Annotated in this window: 18 protein-coding genes, 1 tRNA gene and 2 pseudogenes; 12 read left to right on the forward strand and 9 right to left on the reverse strand. The window is 49.8% G+C overall.

Going from position 1 to position 19,309, the window contains the following annotated elements; all coding sequences use genetic code 11:
* Positions 1-102 precede the first annotated feature (102 nt).
* Positions 103-579 (reverse strand): hypothetical protein, encoded by a 477-nt coding sequence (locus BM485_01120; GenBank protein ID OKY76705.1) that lies wholly within the window; start codon positions 577-579, stop codon positions 103-105.
* Between the two features lie 104 nt (positions 580-683).
* Between BM485_01120 and BM485_01125 the strand changes: the two genes are divergently transcribed.
* The 3 genes from BM485_01125 (at position 684) to BM485_01135 (ending at position 3,125) form a co-directional block, all read left to right on the forward strand.
* The gene (locus BM485_01125; protein OKY76706.1) at positions 684-2,153 is read left to right on the forward strand and encodes a cysteine--tRNA ligase; all 1,470 of its coding nucleotides are present in this window, start codon (positions 684-686) and stop codon (positions 2,151-2,153) included.
* Between the two features lie 27 nt (positions 2,154-2,180).
* Complete coding sequence (locus tag BM485_01130) at positions 2,181-2,981, forward strand: AmmeMemoRadiSam system protein B (GenBank protein OKY76707.1); 801 nt, start codon at positions 2,181-2,183, stop codon at positions 2,979-2,981.
* Between the two features lie 70 nt (positions 2,982-3,051).
* Positions 3,052-3,125 (forward strand) — tRNA-Gln (locus tag BM485_01135).
* A 52-nt stretch (positions 3,126-3,177) separates the two neighbouring features.
* On the opposite strand, the gene BM485_01140 is transcribed toward BM485_01135, so the two are convergent.
* The 4 genes and pseudogenes from BM485_01140 to BM485_01155 all read right to left on the reverse strand — a co-directional run bounded on the left by BM485_01140 (position 3,178) and on the right by BM485_01155 (position 6,403).
* On the reverse strand, positions 3,178-4,056 hold the full coding sequence (locus tag BM485_01140; protein ID OKY76708.1) for a hypothetical protein: 879 nt from the start codon (positions 4,054-4,056) through the stop codon (positions 3,178-3,180).
* Positions 4,053-4,766, reverse strand: a complete 714-nt coding sequence (locus BM485_01145) for a hypothetical protein (GenBank protein OKY76709.1) — start codon at positions 4,764-4,766, stop codon at positions 4,053-4,055. Before BM485_01145 ends, BM485_01140 begins: the two co-directional genes overlap by 4 nt.
* Before the next feature lie 88 nt (positions 4,767-4,854).
* A complete protein-coding gene (locus BM485_01150; GenBank protein ID OKY76710.1) occupies positions 4,855-5,607 on the reverse strand; it encodes a hypothetical protein in 753 nt (250 codons plus the stop codon).
* A 664-nt stretch (positions 5,608-6,271) separates the two neighbouring features.
* A pseudogene (locus BM485_01155) lies at positions 6,272-6,403 on the reverse strand (prepilin-type N-terminal cleavage/methylation domain-containing protein).
* A 387-nt stretch (positions 6,404-6,790) separates the two neighbouring features.
* Between BM485_01155 and BM485_01160 the strand changes: the two are divergent.
* From BM485_01160 to BM485_01185, 6 genes and pseudogenes are all read left to right on the forward strand, one after another.
* Positions 6,791-7,087, forward strand: a complete 297-nt coding sequence (locus BM485_01160; GenBank protein OKY76917.1) for a transposase — start codon at positions 6,791-6,793, stop codon at positions 7,085-7,087.
* Positions 7,087-8,040, forward strand: a complete 954-nt coding sequence (locus tag BM485_01165; protein ID OKY76711.1) for a transposase — start codon at positions 7,087-7,089, stop codon at positions 8,038-8,040. Before BM485_01160 ends, BM485_01165 begins: the two co-directional genes overlap by 1 nt.
* Before the next feature lie 171 nt (positions 8,041-8,211).
* Positions 8,212-8,445, forward strand: coding sequence for a prevent-host-death protein (locus BM485_01170; protein OKY76712.1), 234 nt, complete (start codon positions 8,212-8,214; stop codon positions 8,443-8,445).
* Positions 8,445-8,822 carry a VapC toxin family PIN domain ribonuclease gene (locus BM485_01175; protein ID OKY76713.1) on the forward strand — a complete coding sequence of 126 codons (378 nt, stop codon included), beginning with the start codon at positions 8,445-8,447 and terminating at the stop codon, positions 8,820-8,822. The genes BM485_01170 and BM485_01175 overlap by 1 nt, the downstream gene beginning before the upstream one ends.
* Before the next feature lie 225 nt (positions 8,823-9,047).
* Positions 9,048-10,266, forward strand: a pseudogene (locus tag BM485_01180) (IS256 family transposase).
* Positions 10,263-10,568 carry a hypothetical protein gene (locus tag BM485_01185; protein ID OKY76714.1) on the forward strand — a complete coding sequence of 102 codons (306 nt, stop codon included), beginning with the start codon at positions 10,263-10,265 and terminating at the stop codon, positions 10,566-10,568. Before BM485_01180 ends, BM485_01185 begins: the two are co-directional and overlap by 4 nt.
* A gap of 89 nt (positions 10,569-10,657) precedes the next feature.
* Here BM485_01185 and BM485_01190 read toward each other — a convergent pair whose 3' ends face one another.
* Positions 10,658-11,002, reverse strand: coding sequence for a hypothetical protein (locus BM485_01190; GenBank protein ID OKY76715.1), 345 nt, complete (start codon positions 11,000-11,002; stop codon positions 10,658-10,660).
* 75 nt (positions 11,003-11,077) lie between these two features.
* Positions 11,078-15,592 carry a hypothetical protein gene (locus tag BM485_01195; protein OKY76716.1) on the reverse strand — a complete coding sequence of 1,505 codons (4,515 nt, stop codon included), beginning with the start codon at positions 15,590-15,592 and terminating at the stop codon, positions 11,078-11,080.
* Positions 15,593-15,832: 240 nt separating this feature from the next.
* Between BM485_01195 and BM485_01200 the strand changes: the two genes are divergently transcribed.
* Genes BM485_01200 through BM485_01210 form a run of 3 tightly spaced genes read left to right on the forward strand, consistent with a single transcriptional unit; the run spans position 15,833 to position 17,827 of the window.
* Positions 15,833-16,594, forward strand: a complete 762-nt coding sequence (locus BM485_01200) for a recombinase (protein ID OKY76717.1) — start codon at positions 15,833-15,835, stop codon at positions 16,592-16,594.
* Positions 16,575-16,745 carry a hypothetical protein gene (locus BM485_01205; GenBank protein ID OKY76718.1) on the forward strand — a complete coding sequence of 57 codons (171 nt, stop codon included), beginning with the start codon at positions 16,575-16,577 and terminating at the stop codon, positions 16,743-16,745. The genes BM485_01200 and BM485_01205 overlap by 20 nt, the downstream gene beginning before the upstream one ends.
* The gene (locus tag BM485_01210; protein ID OKY76719.1) at positions 16,745-17,827 is read left to right on the forward strand and encodes an IS91 family transposase; all 1,083 of its coding nucleotides are present in this window, start codon (positions 16,745-16,747) and stop codon (positions 17,825-17,827) included. Before BM485_01205 ends, BM485_01210 begins: the two co-directional genes overlap by 1 nt.
* A gap of 323 nt (positions 17,828-18,150) precedes the next feature.
* Here BM485_01210 and BM485_01215 read toward each other — a convergent pair whose 3' ends face one another.
* Both BM485_01215 and BM485_01220 read right to left on the reverse strand, forming a co-directional pair.
* On the reverse strand, positions 18,151-18,738 hold the full coding sequence (locus BM485_01215; protein ID OKY76720.1) for a hypothetical protein: 588 nt from the start codon (positions 18,736-18,738) through the stop codon (positions 18,151-18,153).
* 23 nt (positions 18,739-18,761) lie between these two features.
* Positions 18,762-19,307, reverse strand: coding sequence for a hypothetical protein (locus BM485_01220; GenBank protein ID OKY76721.1), 546 nt, complete (start codon positions 19,305-19,307; stop codon positions 18,762-18,764).
* Positions 19,308-19,309 lie beyond the last annotated feature (2 nt).

Below are 19,309 nucleotides of genomic sequence, written 5' to 3' on the forward strand. Positions count from 1 at the left end.
ACTCGCCCGTTGAAAACGGATCACATGGCCGTTTCATTGCGGTAAATGGGACAAAGAGCTGCCCAACGAACAGAAAAGAGAGACGTTATGCCGTAACGGCTGCTAATCCCGAAAACATGCGGAGAAATCCGCGGGGCCTTCATCATCTTCATCCGGTTCCGCGGGCACGGGGGCCAACCTCCGAGCCAGTTCAAATTCCTTTTGAAAATCGGCAATTTTCTTTTGCAGGAGACGTTGCGGAAAACGTTCACCGCCCAGATATGCACTGACATTCTCCTGAAGTTGCGTCAACAGTTCCGAGAGAACGGCATCCTTTTCCTTTTCGTCGATAAAATTCCGCTCCTTGCAAATCACATGGGTTATTTCCCCGGCGAATTTCCGTTTGAGTTCATCAACCAGATTTTCATCATCCACGGACTGGAAAGCGTCATCTCCGAGCTCAAGCGACGCCTCGCAGCGAACCTTGACCAACCAGCGGTCCGCCGCCACTTTTCTCGATAAGTCGTAAAAACCGACCTTTATGCCGTTGGGAAATTTCTTTTCCTGGAGAATTTTTTCCGTCACTTTGTATTCACTCATATTGTATAACGATGGTTGATTAGGTTAGATGAAAAGGGTATAAAGTATTTTTTTATTTTCAGTTTCCAAACATATGCACATTATCAGTCCATTGCGGAGCCCACATGACCGTTTCAATTTACAATACCAAGACCGGCCGAAAAGAACCTTTTTCCCCTTTGGAAAAAGACCACATCAAACTTTATGTATGCGGCATCACCGCCTATGATTATTGCCATATCGGCCATGCCAGGTCGACCCTGGTCTTTGACATGATCGTCCGCTATCTGCGCTATGCCGGTTTCAAGGTGACCTACGTTCGCAACTTTACCGACATTGACGACAAAATCATCAAACGGGCGCAGGAGCAAAATACCACAACCGAGGAACTTGCCAACCGTTTTATTGATGCCTTCCATGAAGACATGGAAAGCCTCGGCAACCAACCTCCCGATCTTGAGCCCAAGGCCACGGAAAATATCCAGGAAATTATTGAGATAATTGAAAAACTCATAAAAAACGGTTACGCCTATGAGGTAAACGGCGATGTTTATTTCAGGGTGGAGCAATTCAAAAATTACGGATCGCTGTCCGGGCGCAACCTGGAAGACATGATGGCAGGCGCCCGCATCTCCATCAACGAGCAGAAGCAGCACCCCATGGACTTTGCCCTGTGGAAAAGCAGCAAACCCGGCGAACCGACCTGGGACAGCCCCTGGGGTCCGGGACGCCCCGGCTGGCATATTGAATGTTCCGCCATGAGCCGCAAGTTCCTCGGCGAAAGTTTTGATATTCACGGCGGCGGCAAGGATCTTATTTTCCCGCATCATGAAAATGAAATTGCGCAAAGCGAGGCAGCATCAGGCAAACCTTTTGTCGCCACCTGGATACATCACGGCTTTGTGACAATCAAAGATGAAAAAATGTCCAAATCCCTGGGCAACTTTTTGACCATCAGGGAGATCCTGGCAAAATACCCGGCGGAAGTGCTGCGCTTTTTTGTTTTCTCCACCCACTACCGAACTCCCCTGGATTTTTCCGAAACCGCGATGAAGGATGCGGAGTCCGGCCTCACCAGGCTTTATACCTGCCTGGCGGAGATCGCCAAAATTCCCGGCGAAACATCTCCGGAGCAGAAATCGGTTGCCGGCAAAAAAAATGTCGTGAAAATCCAATCACTGGTTGACCGTTTTGTCCAGGCCATGGATAATGATTTTAACAGTGCCCAGGCCCTGGGCCATATCTTCGAAGTGGTGAAGGCACTCAACACCATCCGACAGGCGCTGCCGGAAAAACCGGCGGAAACGGATGTCGAGCTTCTTCGCTCAGGCGCTGAAAAGATTAAGGAACTTGCAGGGATCATGGGCCTCCTGCAGCACGACCCCGTTGCCCATATCCGCGCGAAGCAGGAAAAAATCCTGGCGCAGCTTGACATTGACGAGGAAAATATCAAAAAATTGATCGATAACCGCACCGAGGCGCGCGAACAGAAAAACTGGACCCGCGCCGATGAAATACGCGACCAGCTCTTGTCCCACAATATCGAGATCAAGGACGAATCCGACGGAACGACCAGTTGGCAGGTGCGAATATAAAACCCAGAAAAAGAAAGAGGGATCACCATGAAACGATCTCCCGTTGTTGCCGATCATTTTTACCCGGGTGATCCCGATATCCTGAGAAAAACGCTCACCCATCTCATTCCCCGGACGGACAAGAAAAAAAGAAAGGTTATCGCTGCGGTTTCCCCCCATGCCGGTTATGTCTATTCCGGCGGCGTTGCCGGTGAAACATTTGCCGAAATCGACATCCCGGAAGACGTCATCATCCTGGGGCCGAACCATCACGGCCACGGGGCGGCCATTGCCCTTATGGCCGACGGGGAATGGGACATGCCCATGGGCAGGGTGCCGATCAACAACGAACTGGCGGGTCTGATCCATGACCCGATCATCAAAAAAGACGACCTGGCCCACCGCTACGAGCATTCTTTAGAGGTCCAAGTCCCCTTTCTCCAGTTTTTCCAACAGAATCTGAAAATCGTCCCCTTGGTTATCTCCCATATCCCCTATTCCCTTTGCCTGGCAATCGGCAAGACGCTGGCCGAGGCGATCCGCGCCTACCAGAAACCCGTTCTTCTGGTGGCCAGCACCGACATGACCCATTATGAACCGCGACAAACGGCAAGCAGCAAGGACCACCTGGCCCTGACCCATTTGCAGAACCTTGATCCCGAACAACTGTATAATACCGTCACCGGGCAGCGCATCTCCATGTGCGGCATCATGCCGACGACGATTGTGCTGATCGCGGCCCTTGAGCTGGGAGCCACCCGGGCGGAACTGATCCGCTATACTGATTCGGGCGCCGTAAGCGGCGACACGGACCATGTTGTCGGTTATGCCGGGGTTGTCATATCCTGAAGCGAAGAAATCAGTGATTTTTCCTTGACTTTTAGAGCCGTATTATCTAAATAGAAAAGCTCAACTCTGCTGGGAGATCGTCTAACGGCAGGACAGCAGACTCTGACTCTGCTTATCGGGGTTCGAATCCCTGTCTCCCAGCCATTTTAATTTCTCCAACTCTCTCTCCATCTGCAACAGCTTTCAACCGCTCTTCTTAACGGCAATCTGGGTTGTCAAAATAAACTATTCCCTCACTATCCATACAATAGGAAACATTGTATGGATTCGCCGGCCGGGAAGGAAGAACACCGGAAGAAGTCAACTCCTCGATAGATAAGGGTTTGCGCCCGTATTTGTTCTCATACTTTTGCGTGGCCTGCTCGATCACATGCACCCCTTCCAAGGCATGCAGCCGGTCAACGATGTCCGCGTAGCCGGGTTCGCTTTCCGGTTTATCAACAAGCATTGATTTCATCAACGCAATGGCCGCCGCGGTTTCACCACCTTTCTGGGCCAGACGGGCGCCGAGAATGGATAGAAATGGCGGGGCATTGGGTGCCTTGGCGGCTTCAAAAAAAATTTTGCCCGCCTCTCCCGGTTGATCAAGAAAGTAATAGGCGTTAAATCCCATGGTGTGTAAGGGCTGCCAATCCCATGGACGGTTTTTTGCAGCGGTTTTCAGTATCTCCTGCGTTTCAGCTACCATGTTCGCCGGTTCCCACGGAAGCCACCCTTGAGCCACGATGAAAGTCTGGGCAAAGGAAGGATCTAGTGTCTGACTTGCGACAAACAAGTGATGGATACCCGGCCAGTCGTACTTTTTTTTAACAACTAGGAACCCTCCTTCGGGTTTACGCACAAGCTCGGTGCCCAGTTGCGCACCTGCCTCCAAGGTCAAATAGTCGGACATTAACCCCTTGAACTCACCTGCTATAGCAAGTAGAGCGATGGGTGGAAGATTCCATATTCCAGAGCTTGAACGTGATGAGCACCCGGTGACGTCGCGATGTTGAAGCAAGGCGTTATAGCTCATTGCATAGAAACAGACCAAGGCCAGTCCCGTCATAAGATTGAAAGTCAACCGCCTGTTCATGCCAGCTCCTTGCGCTTAAACAGCAGGGAGGCGAGATAGATCAGCAACGCCGAATAGGAAATACAGTACAAACAGAGCAAGGTGAATTCCTGACCACTGAAGGCAATGCCGTAGGCGGCAATATACTTCTTGTCAAAAAGCGACAGGTTCGGAAATATCCAGGAAAGGGCGACAACCAGATTCTCCTGCCCAGACAAGGCTCCGGCACTGGTATTTTCCAAAACCACCCTGCGTAACAGTTCCATGTTTTGGCCTACAAGATAGGAGGAAACAGCCAGCAGCAGGGCAACAAAGGGTTGACTGGCAAAACTGAAACAAAGCACGCTCACCGCCAGTACCACCACCAGGCTCATATACTGACAAACCAGGGCCATTAAATAGGTCAACCAAGAGAAGTCGGGTGGCACATAGGCGGGGTATTTCCAGAGCACATATCGCATGGACAGGGCGGCGGATATCCCGAGGATGAGGGTGGCCAGAAACAGGATCATGGTCACGCCCATGAACTTGCCGGTCAGATACTGCCAAATTGAAACCGGCCGGGAGAGCAGCATGAATATCCGACTCCGTTCCAAGTCATCGGCCAGGATTTTCATACCGAGAAAAAAAACCAGCAATAAGCCGGTGAAAGCCACGGCAGATAGACCGAACTCCACGGAAACCTTGCCCAGATCCCAGGAGTAAAGGGTGGCAACTCCCAGGTTTGCCATGTTGAGCAGTACCGCGAGACAGACAATGGCCCACAGCGCCCGATGGCGGATACCCTCTGTACAGGTGGAGAGGGCCAGAAACCAAATGTTACGCAGCGCTTGTATGGTTGGCCTCCTCAATAACCCTGACAAAACGGTCTTCCAGCTTCGTCCCTGTCTTCAGGAAATCTCCCAGCTCACCACTATAGAGCAGCACTCCCTTATGAATGATGCCGATGCGGTCGCATAACGCCTCGATGTCACTCAGGATGTGGGAACTGAAAAAGATGGTTTTGCCTTCCAGTTTCAACTCGGCGATAAGACTCTTAATCTGGTGGCGACCCACCGGATCAAGCCCACTCATGGGCTCGTCAAAGATCAGCACTTCAGGGTCGTGGATCAGGGCGTTAGCCATGCCCAATCGCTGCTTCATTCCCTTGGAAAATCCCGCAACCCGGCGATCCGCCGCATCAACCAGAGTCATACGCTCAAGCAACAGGGGAATACGTTGGTCAATGACCTGCCGAGTCACGCCGCTCAACCGACCGGAGAGTCGCAGGGTTTCCCTTGCGGTGAGGTGATCGTAAAAAAAAGGAAATTCGGATAGATAGCCGATTCGGTGACGGAACTCTTCCTGTCCTACAACATGACCCATGATTCGTAGAGAGCCGGAATCCGGCTTCAGAAACCGCAGCAACAGTTTAATTGTAGTGGACTTCCCTGCCCCATTGGGCCCTAAAAAACCAAACACCTCGCCCTGAGCAATAGTGAGGGAGAGGTTGCGAAGCGCATGGTTTTTTTTGCGTCCTGCTCCAAAAACCTTCTTCACGCAGCTAATTTCTATGGCGGGAAATCTATTCATGCTTATCTGCTTGAAGGAGAGGAAAGTTCTCTCTTGTAGAACAAACCAGCCCCGGCCGATGTTCACGACCGGGGCTACTGAACAATTCAAACTAGGCGAAAGACGCTTATTATTGCACCATTTGCCATGTAGTAGTTGGCGCACCACCACCAGCAGGTCCAGCGTTGGTAGGATCATTGTCTCCGTCAAATTCGTTAGCCCCAGTTGTCGCATTTCCCCAGGCATAAGCAGCCATTATTCCAGCGTTGTTAGGCCATGTAGGATTACTAACGCTATATAAATTCGTGGGGACATCAGAGTCAGACCCGTAAGCAGTGTCACCATTAAAATGTCTTGTGATTACATTGTGTGATGTTGCTTCATTAGATCCAGCCACTGCGGTCGGAGTATTGGTCCACATAATCATGTTAGCACCAATCCCGATGGGTACCGCAAATGTCTTCAGAGTACCTGCGTTGGTTCCGGCGATTCGTCCTCCAGCGGCTGCACCGGTTGCCCCTGATGCCAAAACGGGATCAACTGTTGAATCTGACTCTGCCGCTATTCCTGTTCCTGTCGCCGGAAGAGCGGCAAGGTTTGCCGCTGCAGCCTCCGACTCTCCATAACAACCGAGTTCAGCATTAAGATCAGACTGGGAACTTACTGTCATCTTGTTTAATGCCTTGGCGTTTGCGTTCATGGAGCGGGTCCTATACGCCGCAAACTGCGGAATGGCGATGGCCGCCAGAATACCGATGATGGCCACAACGATCATCAACTCAACCAGGGTAAAACCTTTTTGGTTGTTTTTCTGCATTTTCTTTAACAACGAAATCATGATATGCCTCCTTTGGAATTAAAACTACCGAGTTTTTTTTGTCATCCATGACATGATGTGTGAATTTGAATTGTATTAAAAGCTAATTTCATGCCACGAGCCCATCCTGTTTCAAAAATCCACATAACCATCTAATTTTACTTTTAAAATATTAATTTTTTTCTCCCAAGCGGTAATTTGCGTTAAACCATTTCATCACCTTCCGTCTTCGGTTGCTCCAGAAATGACATTTTTTGTCAGCATCTGGTGACATTTTTTGTCACACGAATCCGGCTCGTGATTCACCGAAGGAAAAAGCCTGTATAGTGGACCCCAGTTTTGAGACAGCAATTTAAGCTATGCGCTACCATCAAGGAGCAGGAAGCGATGAGCGAAAAGAAAAAGAGAAAGGTCCACACTCCGGAGTTCAAGGCAAAGGTTGGCTTGGAGGCACTGAGGGGGCAAAAAACAATCAATGAGATCGGGCAAGAGTATGGCGTCCATCCCATTACGGTTGGGCACTGGAAGAAAGAGATCCAGGAGCAAGCCAAGACCTTGTTTGAAGGCAAAAGAGGCCCCAAGCCGATTGCCGGGCACCAAGAGCCGGAGCTGCTGTTCAGTGAGATTGGAAAGCTGAAGGTAGAACTGGACTGGCTTAAAAAAAAGTCCGGGATCAGCCGGTAATGACACGACGAGGCTGGATAGCCAAAGAAGGGGTGATTTCCGTGAGTCGGCAATGCATTCTGGCCGGGGTCTCTCGTGCGACGCTTTACGCGCAGCAGAAGTCCAGGCCTGTCAAGGAGGATAGTCTGCTGTTCAGTCGTCTGATCGACGAGGAATACACCCGTCACCCGTTTTACGGCAGTCGCCGGATGGTGATCTTTCTCGAAACAGCAGGCTATGCCGTGAATCGAAAACGGATACAAGGTCTGATGCGGGGAATGGGCCTGGCAGGTATGGCGCCCGGGCCGAATACCAGTAAACCGTGTCCCGAGCACAAGGTGTATCCCTATCTGCTGCGTGGTGTTCCAGTGGTCAGGCCAAACCAGGTGTGGAGCACGGATATCACCTACATCCGGCTGGCCCGCGGATTCACCTACCTGACAGCGGTCATAGACTGGTACTCACGACGGGTATTGAGCTGGCAGATCAGCAACAGTATGGATGCAGCATTCTGTGTCGATTGCCTGGAGGAAGCCTTACGCACCTACGGCAAGCCGGAAATCTTCAACACGGACCAAGGCTCACAGTTCACCAGCGCCGCCTTTATCTCGGTGTTGAAACGGGAAGAAATAACCATCAGTATGGATGGGAGGGGTCGCGCCTTCGACAACATTTTCGTTGAGCGTCTCTGGCGTAATGTGAAATATGAAGATGTGTACCTGAAGGACTATACATCGATGGGTGACCTGGCTGCGGGCCTGAGCAAATATTTTGTCTTTTACAACACAGAGCGCCCTCATAAAGCGCTAGGGCAAAAGACGCCAGATGTTGCGTACCGGTTCGCAAAGCACGGCGGGGCGTTGATCGTGGACAGATTCCCAGACAGAGAAAAGAAAACTGAACAGGCAGCACCAGAAAAGATCAAATCGGGACAGCGCCGTCCAGCTGTGGATGAAGTCAAATGTGCAGCTTAAACTCTGTGTTTTTTTGTCTTGACTCAGGGGTCCACTTTACTGCATACAATTAAGGTGTCAGCTCAAGGGCAAAATATCCGAAGAATTATCCTGTCTCAAGAAAACATAATTGACTATGCTCCATGTCAAGTATATACTTTGAAATATAAACTTTACTATGGAGGGGTGATTATGAGAGCAACCGCAAAAGACCTAAGATTCAATTCAAAAGAACTGATAGACTCCGTGAATAGGGGCGAGGAAGTTGTTATTACCTTCCGAGGAAAACCGTGCGCCAAACTTGTTCCCTACCAGGAAAGCAAAAGGCAAACAGAAAAAAATAAATTGTTCGGAATTTGGCAAGATAATGACATGGTAAAAAATGTGGATGAGTATGTAAGAAGTTTAAGGAAAGGAAGATTCTAATGGTTATCGATACTGACGTTCTAATTTGGTATATGCGAGGTAATGAAAAAGCATATCAGCTCATTGAAAACTCAAACAATTTTTTCATATCTGTCATCACATATATGGAAGTCGTCCAAGGATTGAGAAATAAAAAAGAGTTAGTCCAACTCCGCAAAGCACTCCATGAATGGAAAACACAAATTCTGTATGTGTCCGAAGAAGTATCTGCAAAAGCCATGTTCTATGTAGAGCAACATTTTCTCAGCCATTCCATGCAATTGGCAGATGCTTTAATTGGAGCTACGGCAATCGCATATGGCCTTCCTATTCTCACGGGAAACGACAAACACTATAAGGTAATGAAGGATCTTCAGATAAAGAAATTTGTGCCGTAGCAACATGGAACCTAAAATGAGCTAACGAATAGTAAGGACTCTAGCCGCGATAAAGATACGCATAAGGCGAGGGACAAACATGCAAACAATCAAAGCTTCGGATTTCAAGGCAAAATGCCTACATTTTATGGACGAGGTGAACCGGGCGGGCGGAGGGTGTAAATTAGTTTGTGTAAATGGCCATTCAGGGGTAGAGATACTCCTCCCCCTCTATAAGGAGACAAAATGGCCATTGAAAAAGAACTACTGGACCGGCTGCTTGCCGACTACAAAAAGCCCGAAGACCTGATTGGGGAAACCGGGTTACTCAAGCAACTCACCAAAGCCCTTTTGGAACGGGCTCTGGAAGCAGAGTTGACCGAACACTTGGGGCACGAAAAGCATGCCGCAATTGCTGCCAAGGGCGGCAACACCCGTAATGGAAAGTCGGCAAAAACCATTAAGGGCGAATTTGGCAAGCTACCGATCGAGGTACCACGCGATCGCGACAGCAGCTTCGAGCCGATTATCATTCCAAAAGGCCAGACCCGGTTCACCGGCTTTGACGACAAGATCATTTCCCTCTATGCCCGAGGGATGACCACCCGCGAGATTCAGGGGCATCTGGAAGAGATCTACGGCGTTGATGTCTCGCCCAGCCTGATTTCCGGTGTCACCGATGCCGTTGCGGATGAGGTTAAGATCTGGCAAGAGCCGACCTCTTGATGCCCTCTATCCCATCGTCTACATGGACGCCGTCCGAGTCAAGGTGAGGGATAACGGCCATGTCAGCAACAAAGCGGTCTACTTGGCCCTGGGCGTCACCATGGACGGCGTCAAGGAGGTGCTGGGTATGTGGGTGGCGGAAAACGAAGGTGCCAAATTCTGGTTACAAGTGGTAACCGAACTGAAAAACCGTGGAGTCCAAGACATCTTCATTGCTTGCGTGGATGGCCTCAAGGGCTTCTTCCCCGAAGCCATCGAGACGGTCTTTCCTCGCACCCAGATCCAGCTCTGCATCGTTCACATGGTGCGCCATTCGCTCAAGTATGTCTCGTGGAAGCAGCGCAAAGAGGTAGCGGCTGACCTGAAAAGCATTTACCAGGCGCCGACCGCCGAACAGGCTGAAATGAATCTAACCGAATTCGAGGAGAGATGGAACGAAACCCATCCTTCCATTGGCCAGAGCTGGCGGCGAAACTGGGAGCGAATCACCCCGTTTTTTTCCTATCCTGCGGAGATTCGCAAGGTAATTTATACGACCAACGCTATCGAATCGCTGAACATGTCGTTGCGCAAGGTCACCAAGAATCGGGGCTCATTCCCCAATGACGCGGCTATGCTGAAGCTACTTTACCTGGCGCTAAACAATATCGCAAAGAAATGGACTCTGCCGATCAGAGACTGGAAGGGCGCTCTCAATCGTTTTTCCATCCTGTTCGAAGATAGAATGCCTGTTTATTGAAAGGCGAAACCAAAACCATTTACACAAAATTCTTTACAGGCTCGGCGGGGGGGAAACAACGGTTTATTCTCCGAACAGAACTCGACGTATGGCGTTTTGATCTTCTGCAAAACGGCTTGCTTGGGATCCCTTTACAAGGATCAACAGTTATTCGTGCCGGTCAACTGCGGTCATTTCACGGTGATCCAGCCGACCGAATGATTGTCGCCACCGCCATTGATAATTCAGCCACACCTATAACGGCTGATGAAAAAATTCTCTCCTGGGGCCGCTTTCACCAAAAAATCGGCGCACGAGTATAAAGCGAACAAATCTCTCTTTTTTTCTCGCATCTACAAAGAAAGCGCCTGTACACTCACGACTCAACCTATATCCCATGCCGTAATTTATTTCATTTCGAGACACCCACCTCCCTTAAAGTCGGAGGAGGCAATTTTACTAATGAATTCATACCGGGAGCAAACTCAAAGAAAACATTATTGTCAGAATCTTCAGCAATATATCGGAGAGTCACGGGTTCACCGATCTGTACATCGACATTAAGCCCCTCTCGTGATGGCTTATAAATTACTCCATTATCCAGCTTCAGGGAATGATCCTCATATTTCTCGACAATATTCCCGGAGACAATTTCCGATTGAAGCGCCAGAGCCGACCAGCTCATGGAAGCCTGGAGACAGAATGCCACCCACAACAACAGGGAAACCACGACCGATTTTGTAATTCTACCCAGCATGATTTTTCACCTCCAACGTATCATTTCCATTAACATTTTCAATCTGGACATCCCCAGCATGAACAGAAAGCAACATTACGGCTGCATACTGTTACTGTCCCGCCAGTAATACAGTTCCAATCCCAATCCTGGTGTTTCTATTTCGTACGGGTTATCAGGATCAGGCCCTGGCCCGATGACTGCGCCACCCATACTGGCCATGGCTGCGGCATGGCCTCCGCTGGTAATGATGGTAAAACCGGATGGAATACCGTAGATGTTGGTAAATTTCTTGTAACGATCTGTAATATCAAGCTTATCGGAGTCAGGAAAATTCAGATCATAGGCCGCGCTGGCATCAAGATAATTCAGCGCATAGACAAAACCATTGCCCTGCGGATTACAAGGATCACTGATTGAAGCCTGATACGACGTGAAATAGAGAGTCCCATAATAGAGAATCGCCTGGCTTAAAATCTGCTCACCCTGGTGATCATCATGACCACTGCTGGTTACCGCGTCAACAAATGTCGGATAGGTCATATGTTGGCAAACCGTGCTGTCTCCCTGGTCTTCAAGCACAATGTACCAGCCCTTGGCATCATTCTCGTGCAAAGAGCCTGCTTCCATGGCCGGCGTGGTGCCGTACACGGCATCATCGGTCAGCAGCGATCTCAAGTATTTCTTCATATCACCGGAAGTATCCGTCGCGTCACAGAGTCCATCCAGTGCTCCAAGATAGCAATCTTTAATAATAGAATCCGTCCCAAGCTCATCACAGGTAAGATTCAGCAAATCATCCTCGACATACGGCGAAGAAGTCACTGGAACATCAGTTGTTCCAGACAAGGTGGCAGAAACCGACGAATCATCATAGACGGCATAAAAACGATTGCGTATCATCGTGTAGCGAGGATTTTCCCTATCCCCGGTCCCAAAGAAAAGTGAGGCCATAATTTTCGCGTCAAAGGCCACATCGGGAAAATAGTAATTGCCCGCTTCGAAATAATCTTTTGAACCGCCCCATGATATAGCGGGAGGATAAAATGCCTTGCGCCCCACATCCACCGTATCAATACCGCCCCCCATGGTTCCGCTGCCGCTCTTGCTGCCTGGATTGGCGCTGAAAATCTTATCCACCAACCAGTTGGCGCTGGACACCTTATAAGTTCCGGCATATTCCACATCAAAGTCAAACCTTACCTTATAAAGATTGGCGTATATATCAATTGCATAAAGAGACAATAAAACGTTGTCCTTTAATCCAGTTGTCGTCCCCCCCCCATCGCTGTATATGTATCGATCCGTGCCGGTAACAACGGTAGGGCTGGCCGGGAAAGAAAATTTCATATCAGGGAGTGTTTGCGTAACCCCTGTTGTGACTGAAGCAGCTCCGTAGGTAACGGAAAACGGAAGAATCTGCTCAGACGAGCCATCCCCGAGCGTGACGTTGGTCACAGCGGCTGGATCATCAATATCCACCACAAAAACACCTCGGCCATGTTCATTCATTTGCGGATTATACGTATTGTAAATGTCATCGTTATATACATCTTGAGCGGCGTTTGTTTTCGTCCACTCCTGATTATCCAGATTGCCTTGATCGGTGTACGGCGTTCCATTTAAATCAAGATCGTTAAACGGTTCAGGGAATAAATCCTCTTCCGGGTCATAACCACCAGAAAAAATGACAACATCCTTGAAAGACTTTTCCCCGTCAGCGGTAATGCCGACAGGAACACTCGCCACCTTGACCTCCGACCAAGACTGAGTAATTTCAGCATTGGTGTAATTCCAGGCCACTGTCCATTTCGAGGGATCAGCATCTGATATGTCAAGATTCCAGAAAGCCCCTCCCCCTCGTCTCTCACCGAAAATCAGATATTTCGGATTTTTATCCCGACGATACAGGGTGATGAGTCCGTCAATCGTGTCATACATGTAATTTGCCTGCACATCTTTAAGCTTTGGCAAAATATCCTCAGGGATGAATGCAAAAACCTCGCGGCCTGTCTCATCATCAAAGGCATGAAGCATTCCATCGTTACTCCCGACAACAATATACCGTTTTGTCAAGGGAAGAACGGGATCAGTCGTATCAAAATAATCAACCACTACGGGTCGCGAATGAATTATTGATCCAAGCACCCAATCCCTCACCCCCAGGGGAACCCCTGTGACAGCGTCAGCATCGTATGTGTAACCATGAACAAAATTAATCAGCTTGTCTCGGGTGGCATTATCAGCCACACCAAGATCTGCAGCAGTGATACTTGTTGAGTCAAACTTGACCATTTCCTTGTCACCATCTCCGTCACCATCCTTCCATGTATAAATGGGACGTGACCAATAGAGGCCGTTAGTGAAGAAATAATTGACATCCTCCAGAAGTACTTCACCAGCGCCATCCTCCTTGACATCGGACGCACCATAGTTGTCAGTGTCATTCACATCAAGATCATCACCCCAGAAAGCTGCGGTATTGTCCAAAAATTGTCCAGAGCTGTCTACGGCTTCCCTATTGGCATGATCATAAATCATGAAGAGTTCAGGCCGGTCTACCGAACCGTCACCAAGCTTGAATTTCTTAACGTTGCCAACCCAATAGGCGCTGTCCATTGGCAAAAAGAGCCCCATATAGAGATCGTCACCACTTTGGATTTTGTTTACAGCATCAACCGAGACAACTGGAGCAGTAAATGAAACAGCCTCTGACATCATCAGGGCCAGGGAGTAAAAGGCGGCCACTAATTGCTCCTTGTTGTAAGCAACTATATATTCCCCCCCAGACTCCTCGGCCGCATCCCTGAGTAACGGATGTTTGGCGCCAAAGGCAATATGATGGGTCGTGACGTTCACATAGGAGTTAGCCGGATCAACGACTTCCGTCTTATCCATCCAGCTGTGGGTATACAGCCAATGGGCCACATCATCATAATAGTCGGGTTTATTGCCGAGACCCTGGTATGGGTCTTGCGTCCACTCATCCTTGTCCCAGTCCGAAAAAGTTACCCCGCCAATACGACTCGGATCGTCATCATCAGACGGGAAGCCATCTGTCATGGAAATAATATAATTCTTACGGCACAACAGATTATCCAGTTCGTGTCTCTTGATATAGTACCCCTGTTCAAAAACATCCTGTAATGCTTCCATAAGCGGAGTTCCGCCCTCCGCTTTCACACCTTCTATGTGCTCAACAATCGCGGCACGATTTTCATCATCGTTAAGGTTCGGGTTAAGGGCCGATTCAATTTGCGCCCCGTCACCGTTTTTAAAGGCGGCAAATCCCCAGTTCAGCTTCCCCCTGAACTCTTCCACGACATAAACAAGCGTATCCTTGGCCACGTCCAACCGGCTCTGCATAACATAGGATCCACCCGCAGCCTCTTCATACACCACGCGTATCTTGTCAATGGTGTATCCTCTCCCGGTTGTGGAGTTATCTGATTTAAGTTTCAAGGCGACAGTGTCACCTGTGATCACCGGTGACCAACCGTCATTGGCGCTGATCGGCTTGTTGTCATTGTCATGCTGGGCAACAACATTGCCCGCCTGATCATAAATCTTCACATAATCTTTGGTGAACGTGGCCACATTATTATTTCTCTGCACATCAAAATCGGAGAAATGAACCTGGATATACTTTGCGCCGGCATGAACAATGGTGCGTGCGGTATCTGTTTCGCTTAATTGGTTGAGGTAATTTACCGCACCCTCCGGATAATCAAGGACATGGCCGATCTCCGCCCAGGAATCCGGCGTAATCGGAAATGGCTCAAACGGCCAGGCAGGATCACCCTGAAAGGCGCCGGGAGGCTCAGGATTATTCGTGGTGTAATGCAGGTTGTACATGGCCTGCATATTGACCCAGTTCCCCGTAACAAAAAAATAAACATCAAGATCACCGGTTTCCACCTGATCAAGCGCGTTGACCGCAACCCCTTCATAGCCGCTGAAGTAATAACCTGGGGCATTCAACAACCCATTGAAGCCACTATCGACAACAGAACCGTTATAAAGTGTGGCAAAGTCATGCGCCTTGATGTCGAGTCCCAAAGGGAGACGGACATTATCAAGCCTGATATATCCATCAGCATCAACGGTAATTCTTCGCAGTCCAGTGCCATCGTCAGCCAGATTGCCGCTTGCATCAATAACCGTATGCGTATCAACAAGATTAGCCATAAACCACAAATAATCAGGATCTGCCGCGTCACCGGAAAAGGCAACATCCTGCCCGTCAACAGTGGCTATGGTCGCACCTATTCGCCCTTTCCATAGATATATTTGTTTGGCCGGCTTGTGGTTCTGGTAAAAAAAACTGCTATTTGTAACGGTATCATAGATATAATCACCATAGTCACCTACCGGGCTATCTTTTAACGTAAAAAGATAGTCGAACATTTTTCCGTAATCAATGCTATGTTCATACACTCCGAAATTCATTGAACCGGAACTATCCATCAATACGTAACAGTTTTGCTTGACGTTTACCGAGTATATATCAGTATCTCTCGCGGTGGCGGACGTTGACAAACAAAGCACCAGAGACAATAAAAGCGAGACCCGGATAGATTGTTCACGATTTTTCTTCATCGTCTCTTTCATAACAATGCCTCCTTTGAACTTACATGAAAAAAAATTTCATGTTTGCACATGAACCGGTTGCGAATAACCCACGCAAACCCAGCCGACTCAGTTGGACGAAGCCGCTACGCGGCAGACGAGTCACGAGCGAGCTTGTTTATCCATCATTAACATGTTGTAATCTCACGGCATACGGTAATAAGTAGAGAGTGGCGGAGCAAAGGCGAGGCCGCCGCATCAACTATTACCAAGGAGGTTACAATGAACACCACCATGCCACAAGATTCCCTCTTCAACAAGCAGTATCAGAAACACCTGAAATGCCTCAAACTGGGCGGTCTGCAGCCCAAGACCATCGACGCCTACGCCAGGGCGATCCGGCGTATCGGCAACTATTTCGATTGCAGGATTGACAACCTCAACTCCGGCCAGTTGCTCGACTATTTCACGGAACTCCTGGACACGCATTCCTGGAGCGCGGTCAAGCTCGACCTCTACGGCCTGAAGTTCTTCTATTCCGGGGTACTGAACAAACCCTGGGAAGATATCCCCCTGATCAAGCCTCCCAAGACATCCAGAATCCCTGACATCCTGTCCGTCGAGCAGACGGAGCAACTATTTGCCGCAACCAAAACCTTGAGCTACAAGGTCTTCTTTTTTACCTGCTACAGCATGGGCCTGCGCCTTGGCGAAGGCATTCGACTCACAGTCGGCGACATCGACGCAGGCAACATGCGGGTCCATATTCGTGATGCCAAGGGTAACAAGGACCGGCTGGTGCCGCTGCCAGACAAGACCTTGCGGGTGCTGCGGGAGTTCTGGGCCATGCACAAGCATCCCCGGTTCCTCTTCCCCAGCAGGAAAAGAGGTCTGAAAAATGCCCACCTGGTTGATTTGCCCCTGGACAGGGGCGGCATTCAAACCACCATGCAGACCGTTGTCCGGCAACTCGGCATAAAAAAAAATCTCATGCCACTCCCTGCGTCACAGCTATGCCACCCACATGCTGGAGGCCGGGGTTGATCTGCTTGAGCTGCAGCAGATCCTTGGCCATGTCAGCATCCTGACCACCGCCAGATACACCCACCTGACCTCCACCACGGCCAACAATGCGAGACTGGCCGTCAATTCCCTGGTCAACTCCCTGGACATCAGATGGGGAGGGCGTAAATAATGCTGCTCTCCACGATCATCAACAAGTTCAGGGACAGCTTCTTCCGCACCTACAACAAAAATCTCCTGTCAGGCCACATCAAGGCTCTGGAGTCCATGGCCCGATGCAGATACGAGCATGGACCGCACATGCTGGCCCGTTGTTCGGACCACCGGTGCGGCGAACGGATCTATATTCCCCATTCCTGCGGCCACAGAAACTGCCCCCATTGCCAGAACCATGAGAGCCGGCAGTGGCTGGAAAGCCAGCTTGACAAACGACTGCCGTGTCAATACTACCTGATCACCTTCACGCTGCCCGGGCAGATGCGGGATCTGGCGTGGAAACACCAGAAAACCGTTTACGCCCTGATGTTCAGGGCAGTACAGGACCTCCTGAAATCCTTCACCAATAACGACAAAAAACTCGGCGGATCAGCGGGATTCACCGCCATCCTCCACACCCATTCCAGAACCCTGGACTATCATCCGCACATCCACGTTGTCATGCCCGGAGCAAGCATCAACCCGCAAACCGGGCTGTGGAAGGAAAAATCCGGGAAATATCTCTTCAGCCACAAGGCCATGGCCAAGGTCTTTCGGGCGAAGCTGCTCCAGACCCTGGTCGAAAACAAGCTGCCGGTTCCCCATGATTGCCCCGATCAGTGGGTGGTTGACTGCAAGGACGCGGGCAACGGCGAGAAGGCCCTTATCTATCTTGGCCGTTATCTGTACCGGGGTGTTATCCGGGAAAAAGACATCCTGCACTGCCGGGACGGCATGGTCACCTTCCGGTATCGCCATGCCAAAAGCGGAGAAGACCGGACCCGAACCGTCAAGGGCGAGTACTTCCTCTACCTGCTTATGCTCCATGTGCTGCCCCGAGGGTTTCGACGGGCAAGGTCGTATGGTTTTCTCCATGCATGCAGCAAAAAGCTGCTCCGCTTCCTGCAGCTGGTGCTGCGGGTCGCGCCATGGCGCGCCCTTGTCCGCAACCTGAAGCAACGGCCGGCTATCATCTGCCCGGCCTGCGGGGCCGCCATGGTGATCGCCGCGACAATGATCGCCCGGCCACCGGCCATGGCCGCTCCGTTACGGCAATAGACGAGCCGGAGGCATCGGGTATGTAAACGAAAGCCGTGAACTTGCCGAGGACACAAGCCGGATTGCACCGGGACGGGACTCCTGCGCCCGAAAAACGCCGGAAATCAGCGTAAAGCAGCATGATACAGCACCAAAATCCTTTTCAAAGAACATTGCGGGGGCCACTCCCGTCTTCCTTCGCCTGATCCGATCCCTCCGGAACCCAAAAGCTCTTTTCTATATATGGCCACCGGGCTCGTCCAACCACCGGTTCAGATTGTGGCTCGCTGCGCTCTCACAATCTAACCTTGTTCGTTATATTTTCAAAAGCACATAGCGTATCTTTACAGGCTTGCCTTTACGCCAATCTTTGTCCCGCCGAGTTCAACAATCGCTGGGGCAAGAATCGCACTCCCCTGCACACGAAATTTATACCCCGAAAAAGAACTTGGATCATAGCCCATGGGCGGAGTATCGGGATAGAGATAGGTAACCAGATAGCGGTAGTCAAATTCATTGGTCATCACCGGCAGATTGTCATAATTCTCCACAAGATTTTGCCAAGGCCAGGTAGTGGGGTCAACCGCGGTGATTCCCCCAAAAACATTATCGGTGTCGTTTCCGGGATCAAAGTCAGCATCTGAGGTGGGAACCAGAGGTTGATCGCTAACGCTGGGATTTGCAATCTGATAAAACGGTTGAAGGAAAAAACCGACTTTACCCGCCTCGGCATTAGCTGCGCCCTCGGCGATATTAAATTGCTTCTCAACCCGTTGTAATCCTCCCGCAACATCCAGCTCGGAACGGGATGTGTCCATTGCCCAAATACCCAGCAATGAAAGAGCCAACAGGACAACCATTGCCATGACCAAAACAAATCCCGCTTCGCGAGTATCAGTTTTTGCCTGTACCGGCAGCAAATAAAAAAACATGATGAGATAATCCCTCGATGAAATTACAAGCTGATATTGTTATACTTTATTGTTGTCATCTCCAACTTCGCAGGCCCCATTGGCGAGTCCCAAATCATAAATACCCTGATGGTTTTATTCAGCATCTCTCCAGTTGCCAAAGTCCTATCCTTCACATCCCAAGCCAAATGATAAAAAATATCGGATCGATCAACAATATCGCCCGCGACTCCTCCGGGAGGCATTTGTATCAAAAACTGCATCTCAGGGAACTGCGCCGCGGTAAAAGTTCTCACTTTAGCTGCATCGATCAAAAGTTGTAATTCGCCGGAAGTTCTTATATTATCAAGCTCAACAGCAGTTGCAGTGGTCTGAACCAGATTCGGATCATCAAAAGAAAGGCTTTTCAGATTTTCAAGAAGTGATAACGCTACACTGTTGGCGCCGGTTCGATTCATTGCTGAAGAACTGGAACCTACGGTCTGAATCTGCATACCCAAAGCAGCAAGAACCCCAATGGTCAAGACGGCTATGGCCACCATTGTCTCAACCAAGGTCACGCCTTTTTGGTTTTTAAACACAGCAAACATAG

It is taken from the genome of Desulfobulbaceae bacterium DB1 (genome assembly GCA_001914235.1).
In the GTDB taxonomy this organism is placed as follows: Bacteria; Desulfobacterota; Desulfobulbia; order Desulfobulbales; family SURF-16; genus DB1.